The sequence below is a fragment of the Shimazuella sp. NTD248 genome, from assembly GCF_059510395.1.
The window spans coordinates 412044-437764 of the sequence record NZ_JCAJZT010000001.1 but is presented as its reverse complement, the minus strand read 5'-3'; the positions used below and the strand labels follow the sequence as shown (position 1 = coordinate 437764).

Sequence of the window (25721 nt, the reverse complement as noted above, 5' to 3'; positions counted from 1 at the left end):
TACAAGATATAGGTTCGGAGTACAAGAGATAAAACTACTTTTCCGGATTACCAATAGTTTCTGTTGTTCTTTTTGCTTTTTCCAATAAAAATTCCATGTATTCAAATTCTTGATAGTGGAGAGGTGATTTTTCAGAGGACTTTTTCAATTGGGTTTCTTTATTCATTAGCGTTTTTTCTGCTAGGAACTGCCTTCAAATAATAAATCTGCATCCCAAGACCTGCGAACTTTTCCTCATATTCGGTCGTTATATTCGTTTCTGCCCACTGGCTATGATGTAAATCGTCGCTCTGTTCGATGACATTCCATCCGTTTTCTTGAAGCTCGTTTATGGAAAACTGATACAAATTATCGCTGTCTGTTTTTAAAATAAGGTCACCTGTTGGAGAAAGAAGTGTTTTATAAACTTCCAAAAAATCTCGGTAAGTCAAGCGACGTTTATAATGTCTTGTTTTTGGCCATGGATCACTAAAATGAAGATAAAACCGATCTATTTCTCCAGGTGCAAATGCTTCTTGGATTTTCACAATGTCTAGCCATAAGTAACGGACATTTTCATTTGCTGTTTCTTCACCTTTTCGTGCTGCTAATAAGAGAGGTTCTTGAATTTTTTCTACACCTATCCAGTTGATCTCTGGATACGCAGTAGATGCTTTTGCTAAAAATTGTCCTTTTCCAGTACCAAGTTCGACATAGATAGGATGGGGATTTTGGAAGATTTTCTTCCAGCTTCCTTTTTGATCTTCGTAGTCAGTTACACTTAAGGAATGAGTGGTCAATAACTCGATTGCTTTGGGGTTTCTACGTAAACGCATATCTGCTAATCGCTCCATTTTTGAAATAAGCATTATTATAGCAGAAGGCGTGAAAATTAGGGGGAAAAAGAGTGAAATAGGAGTATGAAAGTGGGTCGGTGGTATTTTCCAATTTGGAAGGAGAATCCACCGACTGCCAGCTCCGAAGTCAGAGCTACCCAAGAAGTTGAGAGAGACCCAGCACCGTCAGAGTGACACCGATTGGTGTGATCGTCATACCGCTATAACCCAAGACCGTGTATACACGGACACGCTTATCTGTCGAACGTCTCTCTGTTTCAGTCACGTGCCAGGGTTGAGGACGGCCGGCACGGAGAAGCTTATCGAAGAAGAGCAGATAGGTGTACAGTCCAATCAGAACAAGAACAGGACCGAGAAAGAGGTTATTCATGACGTAAACCCTTACTTTTGGGAGGGAGCCGACTTTTTTTATTTATTATACCAGATTTGTGTTATTTCATGGAATGTTCAAATTATTGAAATTTTCTTTTGTACATAAATTTTCATTTCATTCCCCCTAGTTCTATCTTTACTAGGAGAAAATCGCTATACTAGAAGTACGCAACCTAGTGACAGGGGAAGAACATGGTTCACTCGATCGCCATGCAGATGGTGCTCGCGAGCAGGCGCCGCCACGGGAGCGGAGGCATCGACTTCGATGACTTCGATGGTGGGAGCTGTGCACCATCCTCCACCGGAGTGCAGTGGCTCGACTGGCTGCTCTTCATCGGTGTCCTCCTCTTCATCGTCTGCATCGGCTACTTCGTTCTCCGCTCGTTTTTCGGCGGCACGAGGAGGAAGAAGCCGGCGGCGAAGAGGCTCGTGTCCCGTCAGGTGACTCGGCCTTCGTTCGACGAGAGCGTGACGAAGTCATCGCTCGGTCAGCAGACACAGCCGCGGACGTCGCTCGATAAGGATCTCCACGAAAAGTAAGTGGGGAACCACCCTGTGCACAACCCGCCGATGCTCGGAGATTCCAAGCATCGGCGGCCATCGGTATCTCACATATAAATCAAATAAATGAACTGCAAAAAGTATTTTGGCTTTGATTGATTTAGGGTATCTTCTAGAGGGGATGCCTTTTTTGATGGATGTAGATTTCTGCACCATTTCTAAAAATAATATTTTATATATTCTAAATTAAACAACATATCTATAGATGGGGTGTAGAGTGGACGGAAAAAAACTATAATAAAGACGAGACAAAGATGAAGGACGATGAATATGACACTTGAGAAACTAGAAGCTGAAATTCGAGATCTATCAGAAGTAGAAATCAATACCATTCACAAATTAGTCCAGGCTCTAAAACGCACAAGAGTAAGTCCCCTTGCTTATATTGAAGAAATGATGAATTTCCAATTTATGAAGTATGACGAAGAGGAAGATGCATACATCCATCGGATGTGTGTAACAGATGAATTAAAAAATCGATATAAGATCTTGCATGGTGGTATTACCGCGACGTTTATTGATACAGCGATGGGAGCAACAGCAGTTCAAGCACTGGGATTAGAGACAAGCGCGGTCACTATTGACTTGCAGGTACATTTTCTCTCACCAGGAAAAGAAGGCTGGCTCTATGCTTATACCAAGTTTGTAAAAAAAGGAAAGACCATTATTACGATGGAAAGCAAGGTAAAAGATGAGCAGGGTAAAATAATCGCAACTGCAAGTTCTACCTTTTTCCGTCTGAATTAAAAGGCAGGTGAAAAAGTGAAGAAGCCAGTCAAGATTGCACCAAAGGCGATTATTTTCGATCAAGATAAGGTACTGATCCTAACTCGTTCTAAAAAAGAACGAAAAGATCGGCAATCACACGGTTGGGATTTTCCTGGTGGCGGTTTAGAACCAGGAGAGCAAATAATGGATGCGCTTGCAAGAGAAGTGAAAGAAGAGACCGGACTCTCTATAAAAGTAATTTCCCCAGCATATATCTATGATGAGATCATGGATGAAAAACATTTGGTTATCATGAAATTTGCTTGTTGTAATCCGATCGGAGAAATCGAATTAAGCCCTGAACATGATGATTTTCGCTGGGTAGAAATGAAAAAATTAGCAGATGAACCTTTTCCAGAGTGGATGAAAGAAGAAATGAGAAGGGCTTATCGCATGTATCTGGCTTATCGCGGGACAGAAAATAATATATTAATAGAAAGATAAAAAAGCATGGCATCTGCCATGCTTTTACTATATAGGGATAATAGCGGGCGGGTGATCCGGATCGTTGCCGATCGGATCACCCAAGCACTAGTCCCGACTAGTACGGTCGCTTTCCGAAGCTAAAGTGGGAGCCATCCTTGCAGTCCGAACATGTCATTCCAGGTTTAGGAATCGCGCTTTGGCAGGTACACCCGGGTTTGGGGCACTCACATCGGTCTTCATCGAGTTTCTTCACAGCATCAGCGTCGGGCTTCACGTAACCTACCTAATCGAGCCTATTACTTATGCTTTTATTATAGAGTACTATTCACGAAAATAATAATTGTAATTTTTTACACTGCACTTTTTAAAGATTGCAGATATTCTTTCCCTTTTTCCGAATCATACTGCTTTTCCCATTTGGAAATCACAACAGTAGCAAGAGAGTTTCCAACGACATTCACAACAGTGCGAGCCATATCTAAAATCCGGTCGATACCTGCAATAAAGGCAAGTCCTTCCATTGGGATTCCTACAGAACCGAGCGTAGCCAGCAAGACGACGAAAGATACCCCAGGTACACCGGCGATTCCTTTTGAGGTGAGCATCAAGACAAGTACAAGCATAATCTGTTTGCTGATGGGCATATCGATTCCATACATTTGTGCGATAAACAGTGCAGCTAATGCTTGATAAAGGGTGGAACCATCGAGATTAAAGGAATATCCCGTCGGAATAACAAAAGAAGTCACTGTTTTAGAGCAGCCAAACTTCTCCATCTTCTCCATGATTTTCGGGAGAACGGTTTCCGAACTTGAGGTAGAGTAAGCGAGAATGAGTTCGTCTTTTAAAATCCGGATCGGATGGAAGATGTTCACTCCAACCATTTTGGCTACCAATCCGAAGATGACGATGATAAAGAATATCATTGCCCCATATACACTTATCGCGAGTTTGCCAAGCGGAATGAGGGAATGGATACCAAACTTCGATATCGTAACTCCGATGAGCGCAAAAACACCAAATGGGGCAAACTTCATCACCTGATTGGTAACCCAAAACATTGCTTCCGAGATTCCTTGGAATATTGCCAAAACGGGTTTCCCTTTTTCTCCAATCGCAGCGATCCCAAGACCTAGCATAATAGAAAAGAAAATGATAGCGAGCATATCGCCTTTTACGAGGGATTCTACGATATTGGTGGGTACAATATTGACGAGAGTATCCACAAAACTATGGCTCTCTTGTGTTTTGGCTGTTGATACATATGAACCAATATCACTTTTTTGTAAGTGCTGCATCTGAACACCATGACCTGGTTGGAAAACGTTTGCAACAAGTAATCCAATTAAAATGGCTACCGTTGTTATAATTTCAAAGTAAAGAAGCGTTTTTCCGCCTAATTTCCCTAACTTTTTAAAGCTTCCTGTTCCTGCTACACCAACGACCAGTGTAGATACTACAATAGGAATAACAATCATTTTTATAAGATGAAGAAAAATATCACCAATCGGCTGCAAGTAGGTAACTACTTTTGGGTTACCATAAAAGACGGCGCCTATGATGACTCCTAACACCAGACCTATTAAAATTTGATAAGCTAAGCTAATTTTTTTCATAAATTCTCCTTCCTAAAACCAAGGTCTTATAAAAGCGGTTTCCAGTCGGTTGCTTCCATCAAAACGGCAGCAAGCTGTTCAAGGTATGTTTTATCAACGGATTCAAAGCGATTTAAAACAGGACTATCAATATCTAGTACACCGATCACGTTGTTTCCGACGACAAGAGGGATCACGATTTCGGAACGGGAATCTGCATCGCAAGCGATATGTCCGGGAAACTGGTGAACATCTGCTACGACTTGCGTTTGCTTTTCAGCGACTGCTGTTCCACAAACTCCTTTTCCAACAGCGATGCGTACACAAGCAGGTTTTCCCATGAATGGTCCCAATACCAACTCATTTTGTTTCATAACATAAAACCCAACCCAATTTATCTCGTGGAGCGCATTCGCTAAAAAGCTTGCCGTGTTAGACATATTTGCTAACCAATCCCGCTCATCTTCCAAAAGGGATTTCAGTTGTTTGATCATGGATGTATATTGTTCTTCTTTGGTGCCAGTTGGTTGCTGAACGTGAAACATTTATGTATCCCCCTAATTTTTTATTTTTCTTTACCCCGCGAAACACTTTTTCTGATAAAATGGATGGTATTGTATTACCTTACCTATTCTACCTGTGAATCTTAATTTGGAAAAGGGGTTTCTTAATTATGGTAAATGAGCGTGTGTCTACCTTAGCTCATATTTTGGTCAATCACTCCTGTAGAGTACAACCAGGAGAAAAGGTAATGATCGATTTATTCGGCCAAGATAAAGAACTAGCTGTTGCATTGGTGCAAGAAGTATATAAAGCCAAAGGACTTCCCTTTGTACAATTAACAGATCAACTTGTACACCGTAGTCTATTACTGGGTACAAATTCAGATCACTTGGATTTCTGGACCCAAATCGGATTGGAACAGATGCAAAAAATGGATTGCTATATCGGTATTCGTGGAAGCGAAAACATCAGTGAATATAGCGATGTTCCAGACGATTTGATGAGCCAATACAGCCGTACATACTCCCATGCAGTCCATACCGAAGAACGGGTGAACAATACAAAATGGGTAGTACTTCGTTATCCTTCAGGCTCTATGGCACAACTTGCCAACATGAGTACAGAAGGCTTTACGAAGTATTTCTTTGATGTTTGCAATGTTGATTATGTCAAAATGGAAAAAGCGATGCGTCCATTAGTAGCTAGAATGGAAAAAGCTGATCATGTACATATCAAAGGCCCAGGAACAGACTTGCAGTTTTCCATCAAAGGGATTCCTGTCATCAGTTGCGCTGGGGAACACAATGTTCCAGACGGAGAAGTTTTCACAGCTCCAGTGAAAAACTCTGTGAACGGGACAGTCCAATACAACGCACCAACCATCTACAATGGATTCTTATTTGACAATGTAAAACTGGAATTTAAAAATGGCAAAATCATCAACGCTACTGCCAATAATTCGGAGAAGATCAATCAAATCTTTGATACCGATGAAGGTGCGAGATACATTGGGGAGTTTAGCCTTGCAGTTAACCCAAATATTAACCATCCAATGCGCGATATTTTATTTGATGAGAAGATCAATGGCAGCTTCCACTTTACCCCGGGTCAAGCATACGAAGAAGCAGACAATTCCAACCGCTCGGCGATTCACTGGGATTTGGTCTGCATTCAACGTCCAGAATACGGTGGTGGAGAAATTTACTTTGATGGGGAATTGATCCGCAAAGATGGATTGTTTGTTGTAGATGATCTGAAGGCACTAAATCCGGAGAATTTGAAGTAGGAAAATTATAGTTCTAGTCTATGGAGTAGATAGTTAAAAATAATGGCGATCGTTACCTTTTGCAATTGGTGACGGTTGCCTGTTTTTTTGGAGTTCTCTCATTGTAGAAGTTATGCATTTAATTTATAGCTTCATGTACATGATGAAGATTCATGTTTTTACCCGTTTGTGAAAGTATATAAAGTTGGAATTATTTTTTGATTTATGTATTTATTTAAATATTAATGAATTTAGTGATAAAATAGAATCATCACCAAAAGAGGAGGAAATCATGAGTAAGTATGTCTACTCAAAAATAATAACCAATTCTTATCTTAATAAACAGAAGGAAATTAAGGCCACTAGTTCATCCGAATTGACAATGAAAGTTAAGGAACAATTAAAGAAATGGGAAGATCAAGAAAAAAGACAGCGTGAACGAGATCGTATTGAAGTTATGAAGGAACAGGCAGAACGGGATTCAAAGAAAACGCTGGAACTAATAAAAGAATTTAATAATATTTTAATAAATTCTTTGGATGACAGATTAAAATGGTCAGATTTAAAAAAAGAAAAACGTCCTTATTCCTTATTTACTTTTCTTGAGAAACCTCCAATAAAAAAAGAAGTTACCAAAGAGGTAATACCAAATAAATATCAGTGGTTGGAATTAATCCCGTTTTTTAAACAACAGCGCTTGAAAAAAGAAAAGGAAAAAGAGGAGATATATAAGAAAAGGGTAATAGAAGCTGAGAATACTTATGAAAAGGAATTGCAAAACTACAAAAAAAGATTAGAATCTGAAAAAGCGAAGTATGAAAAAAAGAAAAGTAAATATGAAAATGAAATTCTTAGTCATAACAAAGATATAGAACAGTTTAAAAAGGATTTTGAATCGGGAGATAAAGCAGCTGTTGAAAAATTTACAAAGCTGTTATTAACAAAAGCGAAATATCCGAAAGAGTTAAAATTGGACAAGTTAGAAGTAATATTTGACCCTCAACTCGAAACGATTCAAATAACCTGTCAATTGCCTAATCTTGAGCAAATTTCTAATACGAAATCACATAAGTTTGTAGCTGTTAGAAAACAGATTGAACCTATACCAATGAAGAAAGCGGAATTTAACAATTTCTATGAAAATGTCCTATATCAAATCTGCTTACGTACGATACATAGTGTATTTCATTCGATTTATATCTCACAGTGCAAAACTGTGATTTTTAATGGTTGGGTAAGAGGGATTGACAAAGAAACTGGAAACGATTTTGAATCTTGTATTTTAAGTTGTCGGGCTGAACGTACCGAATTTGAATCTTATAATTTACGTCGAGTCGAACCGAAGGAATGTTTTAGAAAACTAAAAGGATTATCTGCTGGTCCATTATCTGCGTTAGCCCCAATACAGCCAATTATGGAGTTAAATCGTGAAGATCCCCGATTTGTAGAATCCAAAGAGATATTAGCCTCTATAAATTCCGAGACAAATTTAGCATCCATGGATTGGAAAGATTTTGAGCATCTCATTGCAGAATTATTTTCAAGGGAATTTTCACATGAAGGAGCAGAAGTGAAAGTTACACAATCCAGTCGAGATTGGGGAGTGGATGCAGTAATATTTGACCCTGATCCTATTAGAGGTGGAAAAATAGTTATTCAGGCTAAAAGATACAACAATGTTGTTCCTTCCTCATCCGTACGTGATTTATTCGGTGTTGTTCAACACGAAGGAGCAATCAAGGGGATCTTGGTGACAACCAGTTATTTTGGTAATGATTCACGTAAATTTGTTGCGGATAAACCTTTCAAACTCATCAGTGGAAATGAATTAATAGCTTTATTTCAAAAGCATGGGTATGATGTTACCATTAGACCATCGAAATGATGTAGGTTTAAAACTGTGCAGCTTTGGGGGCTCTCTTTCCCTTTACGATATTTCAAACAGTAGTTGATCAACTTACGACAGGTGTTGTGCCATGTTACTATTCAACCGCTTATAACTTTCGCTACCTTTTAAGAGATGATAGTTTTTCTGGTAATTCAGATATTTTTTCTCCTGAAAATAATGCTGACGCACTTGGTATAGACCTTGGTTGTACAGGTTTTTAGCAGTATGACACAATTCTTTCAAAAGCAGATATTCTTCTTTCAAAAGATGTTTAAGTTGTTGTTTGATGGTGAAATACATGAATTTCTCACCTCTTTTCTAGACTAGAATGAATCCTAATATACAAAATATGGATGGATTTGTCAAAAAAGAAAATCAAAAACCGTGGCGATTCATCCCTCGAATGAATTCACGGGTGTTTTCGCCACAAAAATAAATGAAATAGTTTTAAGTTATACAGAGCATTTCTTATCATAAGAAATGCTTTTTCTCTTGTTTAGAATCGAACAGATTCTATAACGATAATAGTATATTCCAATGGGATATTTTTTTATTGTAAAACGATAAATAAAGTGGTAAAGTCAACTTATCGACAAACAAGTGAGGTGCTTTTCATGAATCGCGGGTCTACTCTTTTTCTAAAGCTGGCAGTTATTCTTATAGGTATTCCAATCCTTGCTTTGTGCATATTTTTGGTTCCAAAGATAGCGAATCTTGCAGCAGAATTATTTCCAGAAATGGCTTATATGAAATATCTTGTCTTCATCGATTTGTATGCCACTGCGGTACCTTTTTACATTGCTCTGTATCAAGCTTTTAAACTTTTAAACTACATTGATATGAATAAAGCTTTCTCGGAATTATCTGTAAGATCATTAAAGAATATAAAACACTGTGCGATTTCAATCAGTATCTTATATTTACTAGGTATGCCGCTCTTTTATCTTCTGGCGGAGATGGATGATGCTCCAGGTTTCATCGTCATCGGGTTGGTCTTTATGTTTGTTTCCATTGTTATCGCAGTTTTCGCTGCTGTACTCCAAAGACTTTTACAAAATGCCATCGATATAAAAGCGGAAAATGATTTAATAGTCTGATCTGAGGTGAATAACATGGCGATTATTATCAATATTGATGTGATGCTCGCAAAAAGGAAAATGAGTGTCACGGAACTTTCGGAGCGAGTGGGAATAACAATGGCTAACCTTTCCATATTGAAAAATGGAAAGGCAAAAGCAATTCGATTAACAACGTTAGAGGCGATATGTAAGGCTTTGGACTGTCAACCTGGAGATATTTTGGAGTACCGAACAGAGGAAGAAAACCGGATATAAGATGTTGGAATAGAAAAGATGAGATGGGACAAGAAGATTCTCATCATTTAAGGGGAGCTACTCATGTATGTAACTACACACAAATGGAGGCATAAATCATGAGAGCGGGAAAACAACTCATTCGTTTTGGATGGGAACAAGCTTTATCCTGTTTGTTTCCTGTCGTTATTTTTGCTTCTTTGGCTTTTACAAAAATAATTCCCCTTCCCTTCTTGCCACGGTATGATTGGCTGCTTCTTATCTGCCTTTTGATGCAAGTCGGGATGGTGCGTTTTGGATTGGAAACACGAGATGAGTTAAAAGTTATCACCTTGTTCCACCTTATTGGACTGGCTCTTGAAATTTTCAAAGTACATATGGGTTCCTGGGCTTACCCAGAGGAAGGTTATTTTAAAATTTTGGGAGTGCCTTTGTACAGCGGATTTATGTATGCGAGTGTCGCCAGCTATCTTTGTCAAGCGTGGAGGAGGTTCAAGGTTGAACTGGTTAATTGGCCGCCGTTTTTCGTTGTTGTCTCGCTTGCAACGGCGATTTATGTGAATTTTTTTACTCACCATTACTGGATCGATGTTCGTTGGGGCTTATGCGGACTTGTCATTATCATCTTTTGGCAGTCATGGGTAACATTCGAGGTTAATAAAACTCGTTACCGTATGCCACTCGCACTTTCTTTTGTTCTCATTGGATTTTTTATATGGGTAGCCGAAAATATTGCTACGTTCTTTGGAGCATGGCAATATCCAAATCAAATCGATGCATGGAGTCTTGTTGATTTTGGAAAAATAAGTTCTTGGCTCTTACTAGTGATTATCAGCTTTCTTATCGTGACGACATTAAAGCAAGTAAAGGGGAAATCAGTTAAGTTGGAAAAGGCAACATTTGAGTAGGTGATATAGCAGTACTCAGTTTCTATAATCCTACTAGGGTTATTCTGAGCGATTTGAGAAATGAGGGTCATATGATCCATTGGATCAGTCAACAGTAGTACCCAAAGGCAAATAAACCAACTGTTTGTATGTTAAGCGTCAGTTTATTTATTTTATATTTACAATTGTATAGCGGATTGACGTAACCAAGTTTCAAAATCCAATAGCTGTTGATGGAGTTGTCGTAGAGATTTTATGTTTGACTTATAACCTTCTCTCTCAAAGAACTGGGTAGCTTTTATTCCATCATGCTCATGTACGGATTCCGGAGCCGATGATTGGTATTGTGCAGGTATAGCAAAAACTTTACAGATTGTTTCTGTGATTTGTAAAACAGTAAGCTCATCCCCGGCAATTTCAAGCTCTTTTCCAATATATTGATTGGGATTATCAAATGCCTTCCTAGCAAGTACACCAATATCATGCACAGCAATCATTTGTACTTTTGTTTCAGGAGTACCCATATAGGGAAGATTAATTTGTCCATTCACTTGATGAAGAACAAACCGGAAGTTATCCATAAACATAACAGGTCGAAGAATGGTGGCTGGCAGATTCAAAGAGTGAATATATTGTTCTATTCTTCTCTTATTTTCAAAAGAGGTTATCCCTGTATTACGATCAGCACCAGCAGCAGAACTGTAAACAAAGTGTGATACTTCCGCTTTTTTGGCAATATCAGCAACGGTTTTCCCATGACGTACTTCTTTTTCAAGATCATCAAAATCCAATGCTTGAACACTAAAAACACCGTAAACGCCTCTCATTGCTTCCAACAAGGAAGGAGGTTTGTCCAAATCACCTTGCACTATTTCGACACCTTGTTTCTGAAGAAATTGTGAAACTGTTTTATTTGGATCACGTACTAATGCTCTAACTTTCCATCCATTTTCCACTAACTGTCTTGCAACTGCGCCTCCTTGTTGTCCAGTTGCTCCTATTACTAATATTGTTTTTGAAGATGTCATTTTTCTCCTCCTCTATGTTTTTGTTGTATTTGGCTAAGTATGTGTAAATAATCCATCTATTGATATTGTAGATGCTAAGGAATACTATTTAAAGTAGGCAATATTTTTATATATTGTTTCAAATAATAAACTTACTATATTTTTGTAAGGATGAATAACATGAGTACAAATTCAGAAGAGGAAAAATGTCTTTTCTCTATTCATCAGGCAACGCAAATCCTTGGTGGAAAATGGTCATTCTTGGTTCTCGGCCAACTTTTTTATAATGGTCCGAAACGTTTTAATCAATTACGAAGAAGTTTAGACAGCATCAGTACGAAATCATTAACAGATACACTCCGCAATCTGGAACAAAATGGCATTATCAACCGTAACGTGTTTCCTACCGTTCCTGTAACCGTTGAATATTCTTTAACGGATAAAGGAAGAGACTTTAAATATGTTCTTACTGAAATGCGAAATTGGGCACAAAAATGGGAAGATAACAAAATCAAATGAATCAACTATTATTCTCAATTGATTTGATTACTTCAAACCGTCCTGTTCTCTAGCAGAATGTGACGGGTTATTTAAGGGGGTAAAATTTCTGATTTTACAGATAATAAATAAAGCGTTGCCCCCCACACACCAGGTTGGAATGCGGGGGGCAAGATGGAGATATTCGGTTGTTGTACTACTGTGTGGTCTCAGCCACAGCCTTGGCCTCGGCCGCCGCCGCTGCGCGGTTGCGCCGGACGGACGACCAGAAGGACCAGGCGATCAGCACGACACCGGTGAGGCCGGTGATGACCTCGTTGATCTCGTGCTGGATGGTGACCATCAGGATCACGGCCAACGCACCGATCGCGTAGTGAGCGCCGTGCTCCAGGTAGACGTAGTCGTCGAGCGTGCCCTGGCGAACGAGGTACACGGTCAGCGACCGGACGTACATGGCACCGATGCCGAGACCCAGCGCCATCAGTACGATGTCGTTCGTGATGGCGAACGCCCCGATCACGCCGTCGAAGGAGAAGGACGCGTCCAGAACCTCCAGGTAGAGGAACATGAAGAACGCGGCCTTACCCGCGAGCATGACCAGGGACTTCTTCTTACCGGTGCGCTCGGCCTCTTCCTCCTCCTCGCGCTCGCGCTCCTCCTCGGCCTCCAGCCTGTCTTCGAAGAATCCGGACAGGCCGCCGACGATCATGTACGTGATCAGACCGGCGATGCCGGCGATCAAGACCGTCTGCGCCTTGTCGACGTGCGCGCCGCCGTGCTGGTGGGCGTGGGTCGCGAAGGTGAAGGAGGTGATGAGCAGGACGATCAGAGCGATGCAGACCGACAGCATGTCGACCTTGCCGAGCTTGGCCAGCGGCCGCTCGATCCAGCGCAGCCACTGGATGTCCCGGTCCTCGAAGATGAAGTCGAGGAAGATCATCAAGAGGAACATCCCACCGAACGCCGCGATGCCCGGGTGGGCATCGGTGACGATCTGCTGGTACTGGACCTTGTCGGTGAGTGCCAAGTGGACTGCGTCGTACGGGTTGAGCTTGCCGCTGATCGCGACGACCACGACTGGGAAGACCAGCCGCATGCCGAAGACTGCGACGAACACGCCGACCGTGAGGAAGATCTTCTGCCAGAAGGCATTCATCTTCTTCAGGATGCCGGCGTTGACTACCGCGTTGTCGAACGACATCGAGATCTCAAGGACCCCGAGGATCGCCACGATGCCGAATGCCTGCCATCCTCCGTAGAGGACGGCGGCGAACAGGCCGAACGCTGTGACCACGAACGACCAACCGAACGTTTTGAGCAACACAATGTGCTCCCATCTAATCGACAAGAGGGTAACTACCCCTCACTGACTTATTCTGATTATACTACGTTTATCAAAGAATTTATATTTCTAAAAAAAAGAATAATCCTGTTTATGTGAACGATTTTTCTTATGGGAACCGCCACTCTTGGTTCGCTCCTTTTTGAATATTATTGATATAATGAATCTGTATTTTTTTCGATTTTTTCACCCGAAATTTTATTCTTTTAAAATATGATGCTATTCTTTTAGTGAAATTTGTTTAGAGGAGGTGGTTCTAGTGAAATTAAGGTTTTATCACCTACAGCTAGATTCCGAAGCGTCTCATGCAAAGACTGTTATCGAGAAGGGCGATACTTTGCATGAGGGGGAGATACTCTAAATCGCCAAAGTAAACCTCTTCGATAATAGCTTTGCCCCTTATTTCAGATCATACAAAATAAGGAGCTGGCATCAATGGCAAGCAGAAACGCTACTGCTATTCTACCGGAGAGACTGCTGACAGAGATTCAAAAGTATGTACAGGGAGAGACATTGTACATTCCGAAGACAAAGTCATCCTACAAGAAATGGGGTACATGTACAGGTTCCCGAAAATTAATGGATGAACGAAATCAACTTATCAAACAATCGTTCCAAAAAGGAAAAACAATCGCTCGGTTATCCGAGGAGCATTTTCTATCGATAGAGAGTATTAAAAAAATCGTTTATTCCCGTTGAATAGAAGAAGCACTGATTCTTAAAAATCGGTGCTTCTTTTGTATGTAAAATTTATTTCCTAATTGTTCTCTGCATTTTTTATCCCTCATACAAAATGTAGGCTTAAAAAGAAGATAAAAAGACAGGGGTAATGAGCAATGAAGAAAATAGAAAAAGGAACATTGGCGGTTTCAGGCTCTACTATCTACTATGAGAAACGAGGATCAGGACCGCTTCTCCTTCTTATCCATGGTGGAAATGGAGATGCAGATTCTTTTCCGATTGCAGATGATCTTTCCGATCGATATACAGTTGTCACTTATGATCGCAGAGGACATCGCCGAAGTAAGCTTTCTGATGAAAATGAAGTTTACCAAATAAGAACACATAGCGAAGACGCAAGTCTCCTACTGGCTCATCTCACAAACGAGCCTTCATACGTATTGGGATACATCTCTGGAGCGGTGATCGCCTTAGATTTAGCTGCTCACCATCCTGAACAAATTAAAGTACTTATTGCATTTGAGCCGCCGATGCCAGAACTATTAACGGGATCGGAACGGATAGAAGCAGCAAAAACCTTACATGATTTAAACAAAGATTTCCAAACAGATGGCATTAAAGCGATGACAGACTTCGCGGATAAAATGGGAATAAAAGCTGTTTATAAGCCTGAAAGACCCATAAACCTCACAGAACAAAAATTAAAAGATATTAACTTTTTCATCTTGCATGAAGTCCCTGCCTTAAAAGATTTTGTGTTAGATATTTCTAAACTGAAATCTGCTCTAAGTCACTCATCCATGAAAATCATCTCTGCTGCTGGCTCAGAATCAAAGGGTTATTTCCCTTATCGATATACAGAAGCATTAGCAGAACTCCTCAAATTACAGGTAACTGAATTTCCTGGTAATCATGTGGGATTGGTAGCACATCCTCAGGAATTTGCAAAGAAATTAGATCAAACCATCCAAAATAGCTGATATTTCCCATTCATATGATTTTCGTAGTAGCCCAACATCTTGTTGGGCTTTTTGCGTGATAGGTCTTTAAATCTAAATGCATAAATTTCCATCAATAATGAATGTTTCAATCTATGCCACTATTAGAATTGAATATTTGTGTTGATGGAAACAAAAACAACTGGAAAAACCCTTTATCCAAAATCCTTTTCAATATAATTCATAATCTCCAATGAAAAAAGAATATTTGCCATTAAATGACCAATCCATCATAATATGGGATAAATTTATGAAAAATGATCGGGGCGAGGGAAACAAATGACCTTTCAAAACGATTTACCCCTTCTTGCATACATAGCTAGAAAAAGATCAGATTGGATCAAGGGCTTACGTTGGAAAATTTGAAAGACGAAAATATTTCGATGGGTACCATTTCTCACATCGAGAATATGGAGGGAAACCCATCCGAGAGTAAGGTATTCTACTTATTTCAAACTCTTGGGTATGATCGAGAGGGAGTAGAGGAGCTAAAACGGCGGGAATTGCTGGAGATGGAGACATTGCGTCGCAAGTTGGAATGCGTGGAGAACATGTTAAATGATGGGGATTTAACACAAGCAAAAGACCTTCTTAATAGATATATGCCTAAGGAATATCACGCTCTATTTCCTTATGCTAATTACTTGAAGGGATTACATGTATTTTTTCTTCATAACATCGAAAGAGCACAAAAACTATGGACAAAGACGCTTGATCTTTGTAAAAAACAGGTATTTTTAGCGAAACAACACTTGGTTGCAAAATGTTATAACGAGCTAAGTACGTGTTTTTATAGGCAAAACGATATTCATGGTGCAATTCGTTATATACAAAAAGGTCTAAAGCAATTTCAAATAGAAGAACAAAATGAAATTAAATATGCCTTAATCTGTAACAACATATTTTATTTAAACAAATCAGGACAAATCAAAGAAGCATTCAAGTGCATAAAACAAATTTGGTCATCCATTCATCAGATTCAGAGAATACAAGTGAAATTACACTTATATAAATCTCATTGTTCTCTTTTGATAAAGAATAATGAACTAGAAAAAGCAGAACAATGTTGCAAGGAAAGTATTGAGATTACCCAGCGAAACTTATTGCCAAAAAGTTTACTGCTTGATTTTTTAAATATCCTAGGTAGCATTTATTTAAAACAGGGAAAATATGAACTAGCTCACGAATATTTTAATCTTGTTTTAGACATAGATGCTGAGCGAAAATCCCCTCGAAGACATGCAGATGCTTATACCTATTTGACCAATTTGTATACAACTCAACATGAATGGTCAAAAGCTCAAGAGTGTATGGAAAATGCTTTACTTATAGGTAGGGAAATCAATGATGATGTTCGATTAACAAAAATCTTGATTGTATCTGGGATTTGTACAAAAAAGCAAGAAAAATACGAGAAGTCTATCTCATTATTTAAAGAAGCAGTTGTACTCTGCGATAAACATGGATACTTAGAACAAAAGTATACTGCTGTGTATGAATTGGCTGGTTGTTTTGATAAAATTAATGACAGAAAAGAATTTTCTCAATGGGCGGAGAAGTTATATTTTCTTCAGAGAAAACTTGGTCAGACAATGAAGGGGGATTTTTATGACATACTTTAATTTTTCGATTACCTATATGGGTGATGATGATGAAACAGTAACTTCATAAGATCAACTACCATACCAGTCAAACTAGACTGGTTTTTAAGTCAGCAACATTTTTAATGTGTATAAAGGGTTATGATGATAAATCATTCACTTCAACAACTGGATCAAAATAGACACCTGTTCATCAGCGGAATGGTGTCTACTAGATTTTAATTACACTTTTATAGAATATTGTTTCCTATCTAATATATTTACTTGTCATATAAGAAATAATCATTATAGATGTTTACTTCAGTGCCTTTTTATTGGCATAAAAATATGATTGGAAACAATTTGCAATGGATTGGTTCCCCTCCAAATGAAAACCACCCGCGTGCATATCTCAACTCCCAAATTAATTTTACATTGAACAAAAAAATAGGTTAGATACCTTTACAAACTTAAAAACCACCACATAAGATATATAGCTACTGATACTCCAATGATAGGAAGAGGTGATTCGATGATAATCTTCTTAATCTTAATTGCCATTAAATTCATTTTACCTCGTCTTGGATTTGGCAAAGGTTTCATTTAATTGATGTTGTGTTGATATAGTGGTCTGTCATGAACTGAAGCCATCCAGTTGCATTACCTCTCACGCTATATAGAAGACATTTTGCTATTCCCTCAGTGGTCTACCTTTTTAAACGCTATACACATAAGAAAACGCCCCATCTGTGTGAGGCGTCCTACTTATTACTTTTTACTCTCTGGAGCAAATTTGCTAACAAACATACACAAATCCAAGTCAAGCGGCACAAAGTACCCGTTTCACTTCTGAGGTGTATTCTAATACATGGCCTCAGGACGAATAAGAAACGGGTTATACCTAAGTTATCTGTATAACACGAAATGACTTGAGTTCCATCGACTTAGTGGTTCTCAAGTCTTTTTTCATTTGTTGGGGTGTTTCCTATTAAGTCGATTGAGGCAATCTTTAGCTTTGGAAATGCCAAAGGGAAGTTGTATCTCTTGCATATGTACAAGAGCTTTTTCATAATTGCTTCTCGCCTGCAAAATCTCGTTTTTGGTTGTTTGAATATCCCCAAAACTAATGAAGGCATTGGCTAACAGTCTTTTTATTCCGAGTTCTTCAGCAATCGCATGTGCTTGCTGAGTATGAAACAAAGCTTTTGATGTATCTTCTTTTTTTAAATAGATATCACTAATTAAAAGATGATCTAAGGGAATATAGGGTTTAAATCCTTCTTCTTCACGAAAATTTAGAGCTTCCAATGCGTAGTGAAGTGCTTGATCTAAATCACTTTTCATTAATGCTAGATATGCTAGGTGACGGGCTGGTTCAGCTTTTTCAGATAGATGATCATATTGTTCAGCAACTCTCTTAGCCTCAATGAAGTTTTCTTGAGCTAGATCATATTGTTGTCTAAACTGATAGACATTCCCCATTAAAAAATGAGACTCGCTAATTCCTTTCGTATTTTGGGATGCTTTTCGAAGATTGAATGCTTGCTGGTAATACCTTAATATTTCATCCAATTTTTCGGGAGGAAAGTGCCCTAATGCACTATTATTGAGGGTAGAGAAATAATGTGCCTGTCCAAGCAAGCTTAAGGAATCTGCTAACCTTGGTTGATCATTTGTATCTTCCGCAATTTGTTTTGCATCGGAAATGACCGAAAACATAAGTTCAGTGTCCGTATTGTTAAGAAATTGATTAACAACGAGTATTTTACCGTATGCAAGTAATAGTTTAAGATGATCCTCTTGTAGTACTTCCTTTTTATTTATTAGTAAAAATAATTGACGAATAACTTGTTTCGCATCATCAAATCTTCCTAAAGAATAGTATCCATTGGCTATATCTCTAAGTGCATGAATAGCTGTTGTATATTTTTCACGAATCGATACTGGTGGTTGCATATTTTTTCTCCTTTATACTTTTTATATTTCTATATCATTTCCTATCCTCTATACTAAGAATGAATACACGAATCCTCAATAATCAGATATGTGTTGATGTTGAATATTGAACATAATAGAAAACTTGTTGAGAAAATCGTAATGGATGGAAAGAGGAGGATAGTCTATGGAGAATTCAAAAAGGAGAGAAGATAGACGTGTTCAGCGCACGCGTCAATTACTACAACAGTCGTTTAGGGAAGTTATTCGTGAAAAAGGCTTTATGTCAATGAGCATCCAAGATATTACAGATCGAGCTAATGTAAATCGAGGGACTTTCTATCTCCATTTTGCAGATAAATATACATTACTGGATAGTTTCATTCGCAGAAATTTCCAACAATTGCTAAAGGATGCACTCCCTCCCGAACCCAAATGGGATAAAAAGACCTTGCATATAATCATCAGAACGATATTAGATTGTTTTGAGAATAAATACCATCATCAAAATCCGCCCTCAATTGTACCAGCTCCCCTTCTTGAGCAAGTAATCCATCAAGAATTAACTCAGTTCTTGTTTGAATTAATAAAACAAAGAATACATGATGACAGACAAGATATTAGTACTCTTGAAACAATAGTAAATACTGTGAGTTGGGCAATATTTGGACCAACTGTCCAATGGAGTCAAAAACCGATATCCATTTCTTCAGACCAAATGAGTAATATTATTTTACAAGTAATCATGGAAGGAGTAGCCTCATATTCTTCCGAATTATCACCGGAATGAATCCTACAAAAAGGATAAAGCTCTAACAAGAGATTTATCCAAAATATTACGTTATTTTGTTTAGCCAAGTTCTTTTATTCGTATTGGAAATCACAGTCTCTACAAAATAACTTTAGAATCCTAAATAATGAAACCCCATACGGAAAAACATAAAAATACCCCTATCTTTCCTTCGAACTAATTCTTTCTTTAAAGCGCTCATAGATGAAATCCTGATCAAACGAGCTGTCCCATCGGCGGTTTTCGTGATCCAATATGCGGTAATGATTTGTTATCACATTTTTCTGTAAAACAAATCCATTCTGCTTTTCTTTTTCCACCCACCAAACTTTCCCGCCTAACGTTTTTGGTCTTTGTCGCTCATAGTGAGTGTGAGCAATCGTTTGAAGGACTTCTAGTGGATTACCGCCTAATGCATTTTGTAGTATGGTGCTGTTTTGGAAGAGAGCACTTAAGGAAACGATCTGTATCCATGTTGCCGTTTGACGGCCTTTTTCAATTTGTACCAGTGTTTTTTTAGAAATTCCAAGTATCATAGCCATTTCTTCTTGATGGTAGTCAAATTCGGTTCTTACTAATTTAAATTGTTCTGATAATACTTGTATAATTGTCTCTTTATCCATGAAATCACCTTGTATCCTTTACGTGTAACTTTATACGATTCGATTGTTTTGTCAATTTTCTTTATAAAAAAATGGAGTAATTTACGATAGATGCTATTTTTAAAATATAACCCAATGTTGTCAGGTTAGTTCAATCCCCTCATGAACACCGGACGGTCAGCCCCGCCTATTTCTTCAGCGATCACGGCAAGAAATTCAGTCAATCAAAGCTGATAAGCCATGTTCCCTAATAGATCTGATTATTGAACTTCTATTTCATTAGTGTTATATTACATACATGAACTATTAAAATAAAGGAGCTCTTTCATGCACCCAATTTCCAATGTAGAATTCATGTTGCTGCAAATGATTGAGGAATGTCGTCAGGCTTCCGGGTACGATATTAAAAAATTAGTCGATCAACGCGGTTATCGGGAATGGGCGAATATCGGTACGACTTCGATCTACGCAGGACTGAAGAAGCTGAGCAATAAAGGTTGGATTGTAACCGAGGAATCCGACGGAAAATCCGGCAAGGGACCTGTGCCGAATCGTTTTTCCCTCACCAAAACCGGTATTGCCAAACTGAAACAAGAAATACTAGACAGCCTGTCATCTGCAAGAGAGCGCGACAGCCGTTTCGATCTTGGCCTAGCTGCTTTGCATCTTGTCGGGAAGGACGAAGCTGTGGAAGCTCTGCGAAATCGGTTGGATTTTCTTCGAGTGACTTCAAAAAAGATAGAGCTAGAGTATGAATCGCAAGGCGGCGTTCGATTGCCGCTGAACGTAAGAGCGCTATTCTTGCATCGGATAAGCCTCATCGAAAGCGAGCGAGCGTTTGTTGCTGATCTAGTTAAAGAATTGTTAGAGGAGACAGAGGAATATGACCAAAATCATTGATGGTTTCGTTTTCTATCAAGGCGAACATTGTGAAACGACCGCCATAGGGAATTTGCTGCAATTTGGGGGAGTCCAGCTGTCGGAACCGATGCTGTTCGGACTTGGGCAAGGGCTCGGATTTATATATTGGGACTCGAAGAGGATGGACTTTCCGTTCATCGGAGGAAGGGTGAAACCGGATGTATTGACGGCCAATCTTACTGCCCGGCTGGGGTTGACCGTCAGAATCCAAGAAACATCGTCTGTCGATAAAGCGTGGAAGAATGTACAAAGCTGCATCGGACACGGCATTCCGGTCGGGTTGAAATTGGACTCTTATTACTTGGACTATTTCATGAACAAAGTGCACTTTGCCGGTCACTATGCGGTCCTATACGGTATCGATGACGAATATGCCTATATGGCGGACACTAGACAACAGGGAGGATTGGTGAAGACGCGGTTGACCAGCTTGGCTGCGGCCAGAAACGCGAAGGGGTCCATGAGTTCCAGGAATCGTTCTTTTACACTTGAGCCGATCGACGCCTTGCCACCGCTTATTCCTGCTGTACGTGCTTCCTTGACCAAGAATTCGTATGACTATTTGAACCCGCCCATTCGCAATATAGGAAATAAAGGCATTGTTAAAATGAGCGCTGAAATCTTGAAGTGGCCATCCCGCAGTAACAATATCGAACATGATTTATACCTGACAGCTTTGTTGATGGAGCGTGCTGGAACCGGCGGTGCTTTGTTTCGGAATCTGTACAGGGATTTCCTAAAAGAATGTATTGATCTATTGGAAGACCCGAAAATCGAACAAGCCCACCATTTGTTTACGGAGATTGCTCCAATGTGGGTCAGTGTTTCTGCTTCGATCGACCTTATGGGGAGAACAGGTAACCAACAAGAGCTACAGCATGCGTCGAAACTTTTGCTTGAGATTGCGGATAAAGAACGCGCAGCCATGGAGCTGCTATCCTGACAGCATTGAGCCTAATCCTATCACTTCGTGAACAGGTTATCCATGTCTTCCACGACTGTCCTCCGAAATACAAAATACCCTACAGCCAAACAAAGAAAGACTAGGTGTATAGCGACTTAACGAGACTTGTGCTCAAGGCTTGGACGGGTATCTTCGCTGGGATTATTTGTTTCTCTTTTTACTCAACTGAAGTAGTAAATGAAATTTGCCTAGTTATGCAAAGCTTCATCTCATTTGGATGTATTTCATCATTGCAGCGATCGCTTCATATTGTTTTGTCAATTGATCATTTAGTTGTTTGATAGCACGTTGAAAGGAAATTTTGACGCTTTCCAAGTTTCTTGTGTCCAGATCATCGAGCAGCTGCTTCATGCTTTCTATGAAGTAAACCGTTTTTCTTAAACTGCTGATCACGATAATTTTTCTTAGTTCACGGGCTGTAAATATCCGGTATCCATTTTGAGTATTTCGTTCTGATCGAATCAATCCTTCTTTTTCCCAATGTCGGATGGCGGAGGGATTGACTCCGCATATTTTTGCGACTTCCCCAATTGTCATCGCATCGGTTATCTTATTATTTTTGTATTTTGCAAAATCGGTTTGTTGGATCATGTTTAGGATGGATTCCACTCGCTGTTTTTCCATATGTATATCGTGTAACTGCTGATTGATTAACCAAAGCCCGTCTTCTGTTTGCCCTTGTTTTATCTTTTTCATTACTTCATAGGCAGTAGGAATATTATATCCTTTAAGCAGTGCTCGAAGGCTGGTAAAGGCTTGCAGATGTGAAGGTGTATAGTATCTGCGGTTGCTGGCTGTTCTTGGAACATCGGGTATCAAGTCCAGCTCTTCATACCTTCGTAAGGTTGTCGTACTGACATTTAGTTGTTCGGCAATTTGTTTAGGTGTATAGAAAATATCCATCGGATTCCCCATTACTTAAAGTGTAAGTTTAAAGTTCAGCAACAATATTAAATGAAAAAAAACTAGAGAAATCAAGTAGTTTTTGTTTATAAACCGAAAGATTGCGTCAATGTAGTACGATTGTACACAGGTTAAAAGGAATAAAGATGAACGAAAAAAGGAGTGGATAAATTTGAACTCAAAGCAAGAAGCTGTAAAGGAGTCAAATTTGGTCGGCAATCGATTCGTGCAAACAATTATATTATCAAATATACTTTTGCAGATTGGAATATGGGTGCGGAATTTCGCTATATTGCTGTATGTCGCAGATAAAACCCACAATGATCCATATTCGATATCGTTAATCAGTTTGGCTGAATTTTCGCCAATATTTGTATTTTCCTTTATTGGCGGAACGTTTGCAGATCGTTGGATGCCAAGAAAGACTATGATCTGGTGCGATTTGCTTTCTGCCGTCTCGGTATTTCTAGTTTTGTCAGCTATACACTTTGGTACATGGCAGTTGGTATATTTTGTAACGTTTATCTCGGCTATCTTGTCTCAGTTCTCACAACCATCGGGAATGCGACTTATTAAGGAGCATGTTCCTGAGCATCAGTTACAGCAAATGATGGCGTTATTTCAGTCGTTAATGGCAACTTTCTCGATTCTTGGCCCCATGTTGGGAACGTTTTGTTACAGCAACTTCGGACTGGAAATATCGATTATGGTCATGGGATTTGTATTTTTGTTTTCGGCTCTTGTCCTCATACGATTGCCAAAAGATAAGATCAAACCCGCTTCAAAAATGGAAAAGAACCAATTTCAAAGAGAATTTATGGAAGGTTTTCGTTATGTATGGAAGAGACCGTTGCTCAGAACCCTTGGAGTTACGTTTGCTTTGGCTGGTTTGGCTGTCGGCCTGATTCAAGCACTCAACTTGTTCATCGTCACAGAGAGATTGGGTAAATCAAAAGAATTTTTGCAGTACATGTTGATGGTGAGCGGGGGAGCCATGCTGATAGGAGGCGGGGTCATTGCGGTTATCGCAAAGCGCATCCAACCGCAATATCTGCTGGCATTTGGAATGATGACTAGTGCACTTTGTACGGTTATCATTGGATATTCAACAAGTGTGACACTAACGCTGACCATACAATTTATAAATGGGCTGGTAACGCCATGTATTCATATTGGGATTAGTACCATGATCTTAAAATGGTCCCATTCCTCTATTGTTGGACGAGTGAACGGATTGCTCAATCCGATGTTTATGGGAATGATGGTATTATCCATGTCTTTTGCTGGAGCTTTGAAAAGCACCTATTCGCTTGTATCGATTTACACGGGTGCAGGTATGCTCCTTTTGATCGGTGCATTGGTTATGATTCCGATTATGAAATACAAATCTTCCGATTCATTAGAAATAAACGCAGACAGTGTTTAATATAAGCCTATGAAAGTTTGCCAATACTATATAACGAAAGAAGAGGTTCATACATGTTCCATTCCTATTATGATGAGGACAAACTGACCTCGCAAAGTCTGAAATCCGAATCAAGCTCGAAAACGACTTCACAATTCCAAAATACCGTGCGAAAAGCAAAGTCTGGTGAAATTATTATTTTCGGCACCTATCCACAGACGGAGGATGGCACGGACAGGACTCCGATAAAATGGCGGGTACTGCGAAATTCAGACGGAGAGCTGTTTCTTTTGAGCGAGTACATTTTAGACTGCAAACGGTATCACGGTATAAGTGCGGATACTACATGGCATGATTGTGTGGATATTACGTGGTGTGACTGTGATTTGCGCAAGTGGCTGAACGATGGATTCTACAACACTGCATTCAATGTCACCGAAAAGGAATTTATAAAGACGACTCATTGCACAGACAATGGAGAAGGCACCCCAGACACAAAGGACAAAGTTTTTTTGCTCAGCGTTACTGAGATAAAGGATTTATCTGATATGCACAGCAAGAATTTGCGGCAGGCAGTTGGAACGGAATTTGCCAAAACGAAAAAACCCGATGGATGCAGTTTATATGTATACGATAAAACGAACAAAGATAACTATATCATCAGAAATGATGAAGAAGCTGGCTGTTCCTGGTGGTGGCTGCGAACACAAGGAAACAAGTCTTCACGTGCGTTTTTTGTCGGTCCAAGTTACAGTATTCGCAGCTATGCAAATGTCAGTCTGGCTCGTGACGGCGTGCGCCCTGCTTTAAAACTGAAGCTACAATAGTAAAAAAAAGACATTATACGAATAGAGAACAGTAGTTTAACAAACAGCCTGTAATTGGTACATGAAAAATAGCATTTTAAAGTAACAGTAAAAAAAGGCGATCATCTCCTTTAGTTCGGACAATGATCGCCAATTTCTTAATTTTTATACTGTTTCCAAGCTCGAATGGTGAGAGGCAAAGAGACAATGGGAAATAAAAAAGTCCAGCCAACAATTAATATGGCGGTGACGAGATGTGCATTTAATAAAAACAAGAGGCAATAACCAACTGCAAAAAGGAAGATTAAAGCTAATAAGTGGATTACAAGCTTTAATTTAGGATTTTGTGGTCCGTGTTTATTAATGGTGTTGATCAATTTTTGATTCATTTTGTGCCCTCGTCTTTTCCAAATAAGGGAAATAAGAGGCACTCTAGGCCATTTCTATTTCTCTAATACCTCTTATTGGATTATCCTTATTCGAACCATCTGCAAAGTATAGAAGTGCAGGTCCACCTTCTTTGATCGGTTTTCCATCAATGGCAAAACAGAGGTAACTGGACAGTAGAGCTGCTAAAGGAACATGAAATTTTTCCCCGTCTTGAAGATGGCAGACAGCATGCGTAGTATCCTCAGCGGGTACTGTATTGTGGATGAAGGGTTCTATTTCAATAGCTAATCCATTGGTTTCTGGGATGCGGTCTTCGAGTTCAAAACGACGGTCATCAAAGATCCATATGGTGGGATCGAGTGTGATTTTAAATTTTACATTTCCAGTTACTAGAATGATGTCATGCATAAGCTTTTATCCTCTTCTCTATAGTCTTTTGCAAAAATGATCTTATTCATGATAAACTAATTGTAGCATAGGTGCAT

At 39.4% G+C, this 25721-nt stretch carries 28 protein-coding genes; 17 read left to right on the top strand and 11 right to left on the bottom strand.

The window, feature by feature from the left end:
• Nucleotides 1-158: 158 nt before the first annotated feature.
• Nucleotides 159-815, bottom strand: coding sequence for a tRNA (guanosine(46)-N7)-methyltransferase TrmB (gene trmB / locus AC5WOE_RS02335; RefSeq protein ID WP_496051818.1), 657 nt, complete (start codon nucleotides 813-815; stop codon nucleotides 159-161).
• Nucleotides 816-1400: 585 nt separating this feature from the next.
• Between trmB and AC5WOE_RS02330 the strand changes: the two genes are divergently transcribed.
• From AC5WOE_RS02330 to AC5WOE_RS02320, 3 genes are all read left to right on the top strand, one after another.
• A complete protein-coding gene (locus AC5WOE_RS02330; protein ID WP_496048382.1) occupies nucleotides 1401-1748 on the top strand; it encodes a hypothetical protein in 348 nt (115 codons plus the stop codon).
• Nucleotides 1749-2033: 285 nt separating this feature from the next.
• Nucleotides 2034-2516 (top strand): PaaI family thioesterase, encoded by a 483-nt coding sequence (locus AC5WOE_RS02325; protein ID WP_496048381.1) that lies wholly within the window; start codon nucleotides 2034-2036, stop codon nucleotides 2514-2516.
• Between the two features lie 15 nt (nucleotides 2517-2531).
• The gene (locus AC5WOE_RS02320) at nucleotides 2532-2981 is read left to right on the top strand and encodes an NUDIX hydrolase (protein WP_496048380.1); all 450 of its coding nucleotides are present in this window, start codon (nucleotides 2532-2534) and stop codon (nucleotides 2979-2981) included.
• A 332-nt stretch (nucleotides 2982-3313) separates the two neighbouring features.
• Here AC5WOE_RS02320 and AC5WOE_RS02315 read toward each other — a convergent pair whose 3' ends face one another.
• Together AC5WOE_RS02315 and AC5WOE_RS02310 are read right to left on the bottom strand one after the other, a co-directional pair.
• The gene (locus AC5WOE_RS02315; protein ID WP_496051817.1) at nucleotides 3314-4579 is read right to left on the bottom strand and encodes a cation:dicarboxylate symporter family transporter; all 1266 of its coding nucleotides are present in this window, start codon (nucleotides 4577-4579) and stop codon (nucleotides 3314-3316) included.
• 26 nt (nucleotides 4580-4605) lie between these two features.
• The gene (locus AC5WOE_RS02310) at nucleotides 4606-5103 is read right to left on the bottom strand and encodes a GAF domain-containing protein (RefSeq protein ID WP_496051816.1); all 498 of its coding nucleotides are present in this window, start codon (nucleotides 5101-5103) and stop codon (nucleotides 4606-4608) included.
• 128 nt (nucleotides 5104-5231) lie between these two features.
• On the opposite strand from AC5WOE_RS02310, the gene AC5WOE_RS02305 reads away from it, so the two are divergent.
• Nucleotides 5232-6347: an aminopeptidase gene (locus AC5WOE_RS02305; protein ID WP_496048377.1), complete on the top strand. Its 1116-nt coding sequence runs from the start codon at nucleotides 5232-5234 to the stop codon at nucleotides 6345-6347.
• A 271-nt stretch (nucleotides 6348-6618) separates the two neighbouring features.
• Entirely contained in the window at nucleotides 6619-8211 is a 1593-nt protein-coding gene (locus AC5WOE_RS02300) for a restriction endonuclease (RefSeq protein WP_496051815.1), read from the top strand.
• A 72-nt stretch (nucleotides 8212-8283) separates the two neighbouring features.
• On the opposite strand, the gene AC5WOE_RS02295 is transcribed toward AC5WOE_RS02300, so the two are convergent.
• Nucleotides 8284-8514, bottom strand: coding sequence for a hypothetical protein (locus AC5WOE_RS02295; protein ID WP_496051814.1), 231 nt, complete (start codon nucleotides 8512-8514; stop codon nucleotides 8284-8286).
• Nucleotides 8515-8828: 314 nt separating this feature from the next.
• On the opposite strand from AC5WOE_RS02295, the gene AC5WOE_RS02290 reads away from it, so the two are divergent.
• The 3 genes from AC5WOE_RS02290 (at nucleotide 8829) to AC5WOE_RS02280 (ending at nucleotide 10435) form a co-directional block, all read left to right on the top strand.
• Nucleotides 8829-9311 carry a DUF2975 domain-containing protein gene (locus AC5WOE_RS02290; RefSeq protein ID WP_496048376.1) on the top strand — a complete coding sequence of 161 codons (483 nt, stop codon included), beginning with the start codon at nucleotides 8829-8831 and terminating at the stop codon, nucleotides 9309-9311.
• A 15-nt stretch (nucleotides 9312-9326) separates the two neighbouring features.
• Complete coding sequence (locus tag AC5WOE_RS02285; RefSeq protein WP_496048375.1) at nucleotides 9327-9548, top strand: helix-turn-helix domain-containing protein; 222 nt, start codon at nucleotides 9327-9329, stop codon at nucleotides 9546-9548.
• A 98-nt stretch (nucleotides 9549-9646) separates the two neighbouring features.
• Entirely contained in the window at nucleotides 9647-10435 is a 789-nt protein-coding gene (locus AC5WOE_RS02280) for a DUF817 domain-containing protein (protein WP_496051813.1), read from the top strand.
• Nucleotides 10436-10593: 158 nt separating this feature from the next.
• Here the strand turns inward: AC5WOE_RS02280 and AC5WOE_RS02275 are convergent, their stop codons facing one another.
• Nucleotides 10594-11442, bottom strand: coding sequence for an NmrA/HSCARG family protein (locus AC5WOE_RS02275; protein ID WP_496051812.1), 849 nt, complete (start codon nucleotides 11440-11442; stop codon nucleotides 10594-10596).
• Nucleotides 11443-11601: 159 nt separating this feature from the next.
• Between AC5WOE_RS02275 and AC5WOE_RS02270 the strand changes: the two genes are divergently transcribed.
• Nucleotides 11602-11940, top strand: coding sequence for a winged helix-turn-helix transcriptional regulator (locus tag AC5WOE_RS02270; protein WP_496051811.1), 339 nt, complete (start codon nucleotides 11602-11604; stop codon nucleotides 11938-11940).
• Nucleotides 11941-12115: 175 nt separating this feature from the next.
• On the opposite strand, the gene AC5WOE_RS02265 is transcribed toward AC5WOE_RS02270, so the two are convergent.
• On the bottom strand, nucleotides 12116-13240 hold the full coding sequence (locus AC5WOE_RS02265; RefSeq protein ID WP_496051810.1) for a DUF475 domain-containing protein: 1125 nt from the start codon (nucleotides 13238-13240) through the stop codon (nucleotides 12116-12118).
• Nucleotides 13241-13696: 456 nt separating this feature from the next.
• Here AC5WOE_RS02265 and AC5WOE_RS02260 point away from each other — a divergent pair, with 456 nt between their 5' ends.
• From AC5WOE_RS02260 to AC5WOE_RS02250, 3 genes are all read left to right on the top strand, one after another.
• Complete coding sequence (locus AC5WOE_RS02260; RefSeq protein WP_496048369.1) at nucleotides 13697-13960, top strand: CD3324 family protein; 264 nt, start codon at nucleotides 13697-13699, stop codon at nucleotides 13958-13960.
• A 137-nt stretch (nucleotides 13961-14097) separates the two neighbouring features.
• Nucleotides 14098-14922, top strand: coding sequence for an alpha/beta fold hydrolase (locus AC5WOE_RS02255; RefSeq protein ID WP_496051809.1), 825 nt, complete (start codon nucleotides 14098-14100; stop codon nucleotides 14920-14922).
• 371 nt (nucleotides 14923-15293) lie between these two features.
• A complete protein-coding gene (locus tag AC5WOE_RS02250; RefSeq protein ID WP_496051808.1) occupies nucleotides 15294-16562 on the top strand; it encodes a tetratricopeptide repeat protein in 1269 nt (422 codons plus the stop codon).
• Nucleotides 16563-17486: 924 nt separating this feature from the next.
• Here AC5WOE_RS02250 and AC5WOE_RS02245 read toward each other — a convergent pair.
• Nucleotides 17487-18476, bottom strand: coding sequence for a tetratricopeptide repeat protein (locus AC5WOE_RS02245; RefSeq protein ID WP_496051807.1), 990 nt, complete (start codon nucleotides 18474-18476; stop codon nucleotides 17487-17489).
• 166 nt (nucleotides 18477-18642) lie between these two features.
• On the opposite strand from AC5WOE_RS02245, the gene AC5WOE_RS02240 reads away from it, so the two are divergent.
• Nucleotides 18643-19245, top strand: coding sequence for a TetR/AcrR family transcriptional regulator (locus tag AC5WOE_RS02240; protein ID WP_496051806.1), 603 nt, complete (start codon nucleotides 18643-18645; stop codon nucleotides 19243-19245).
• Between the two features lie 161 nt (nucleotides 19246-19406).
• On the opposite strand, the gene AC5WOE_RS02235 is transcribed toward AC5WOE_RS02240, so the two are convergent.
• Nucleotides 19407-19868 (bottom strand): helix-turn-helix domain-containing protein, encoded by a 462-nt coding sequence (locus AC5WOE_RS02235; RefSeq protein ID WP_496051805.1) that lies wholly within the window; start codon nucleotides 19866-19868, stop codon nucleotides 19407-19409.
• 306 nt (nucleotides 19869-20174) lie between these two features.
• Between AC5WOE_RS02235 and AC5WOE_RS02230 the strand changes: the two genes are divergently transcribed.
• Both AC5WOE_RS02230 and AC5WOE_RS02225 read left to right on the top strand, forming a co-directional pair.
• Nucleotides 20175-20747: a PadR family transcriptional regulator gene (locus AC5WOE_RS02230; protein ID WP_496051804.1), complete on the top strand. Its 573-nt coding sequence runs from the start codon at nucleotides 20175-20177 to the stop codon at nucleotides 20745-20747.
• The gene (locus tag AC5WOE_RS02225; RefSeq protein ID WP_496051803.1) at nucleotides 20731-21711 is read left to right on the top strand and encodes a BtrH N-terminal domain-containing protein; all 981 of its coding nucleotides are present in this window, start codon (nucleotides 20731-20733) and stop codon (nucleotides 21709-21711) included. Before AC5WOE_RS02230 ends, AC5WOE_RS02225 begins: the two co-directional genes overlap by 17 nt.
• A gap of 225 nt (nucleotides 21712-21936) precedes the next feature.
• On the opposite strand, the gene AC5WOE_RS02220 is transcribed toward AC5WOE_RS02225, so the two are convergent.
• Nucleotides 21937-22635, bottom strand: coding sequence for a MerR family DNA-binding transcriptional regulator (locus AC5WOE_RS02220; RefSeq protein ID WP_496048361.1), 699 nt, complete (start codon nucleotides 22633-22635; stop codon nucleotides 21937-21939).
• 172 nt (nucleotides 22636-22807) lie between these two features.
• Here AC5WOE_RS02220 and AC5WOE_RS02215 point away from each other — a divergent pair, with 172 nt between their 5' ends.
• Both AC5WOE_RS02215 and AC5WOE_RS02210 read left to right on the top strand, forming a co-directional pair.
• A complete protein-coding gene (locus AC5WOE_RS02215; RefSeq protein ID WP_496051802.1) occupies nucleotides 22808-24061 on the top strand; it encodes an MFS transporter in 1254 nt (417 codons plus the stop codon).
• A gap of 53 nt (nucleotides 24062-24114) precedes the next feature.
• Nucleotides 24115-24867 (top strand): DUF6273 domain-containing protein, encoded by a 753-nt coding sequence (locus AC5WOE_RS02210; RefSeq protein ID WP_496051801.1) that lies wholly within the window; start codon nucleotides 24115-24117, stop codon nucleotides 24865-24867.
• Between the two features lie 137 nt (nucleotides 24868-25004).
• Here AC5WOE_RS02210 and AC5WOE_RS02205 read toward each other — a convergent pair whose 3' ends face one another.
• A complete protein-coding gene (locus AC5WOE_RS02205) occupies nucleotides 25005-25235 on the bottom strand; it encodes a hypothetical protein (RefSeq protein WP_496051800.1) in 231 nt (76 codons plus the stop codon).
• Between the two features lie 43 nt (nucleotides 25236-25278).
• Nucleotides 25279-25644, bottom strand: a complete 366-nt coding sequence (locus AC5WOE_RS02200) for a hypothetical protein (RefSeq protein WP_496051799.1) — start codon at nucleotides 25642-25644, stop codon at nucleotides 25279-25281.
• Nucleotides 25645-25721 lie beyond the last annotated feature (77 nt).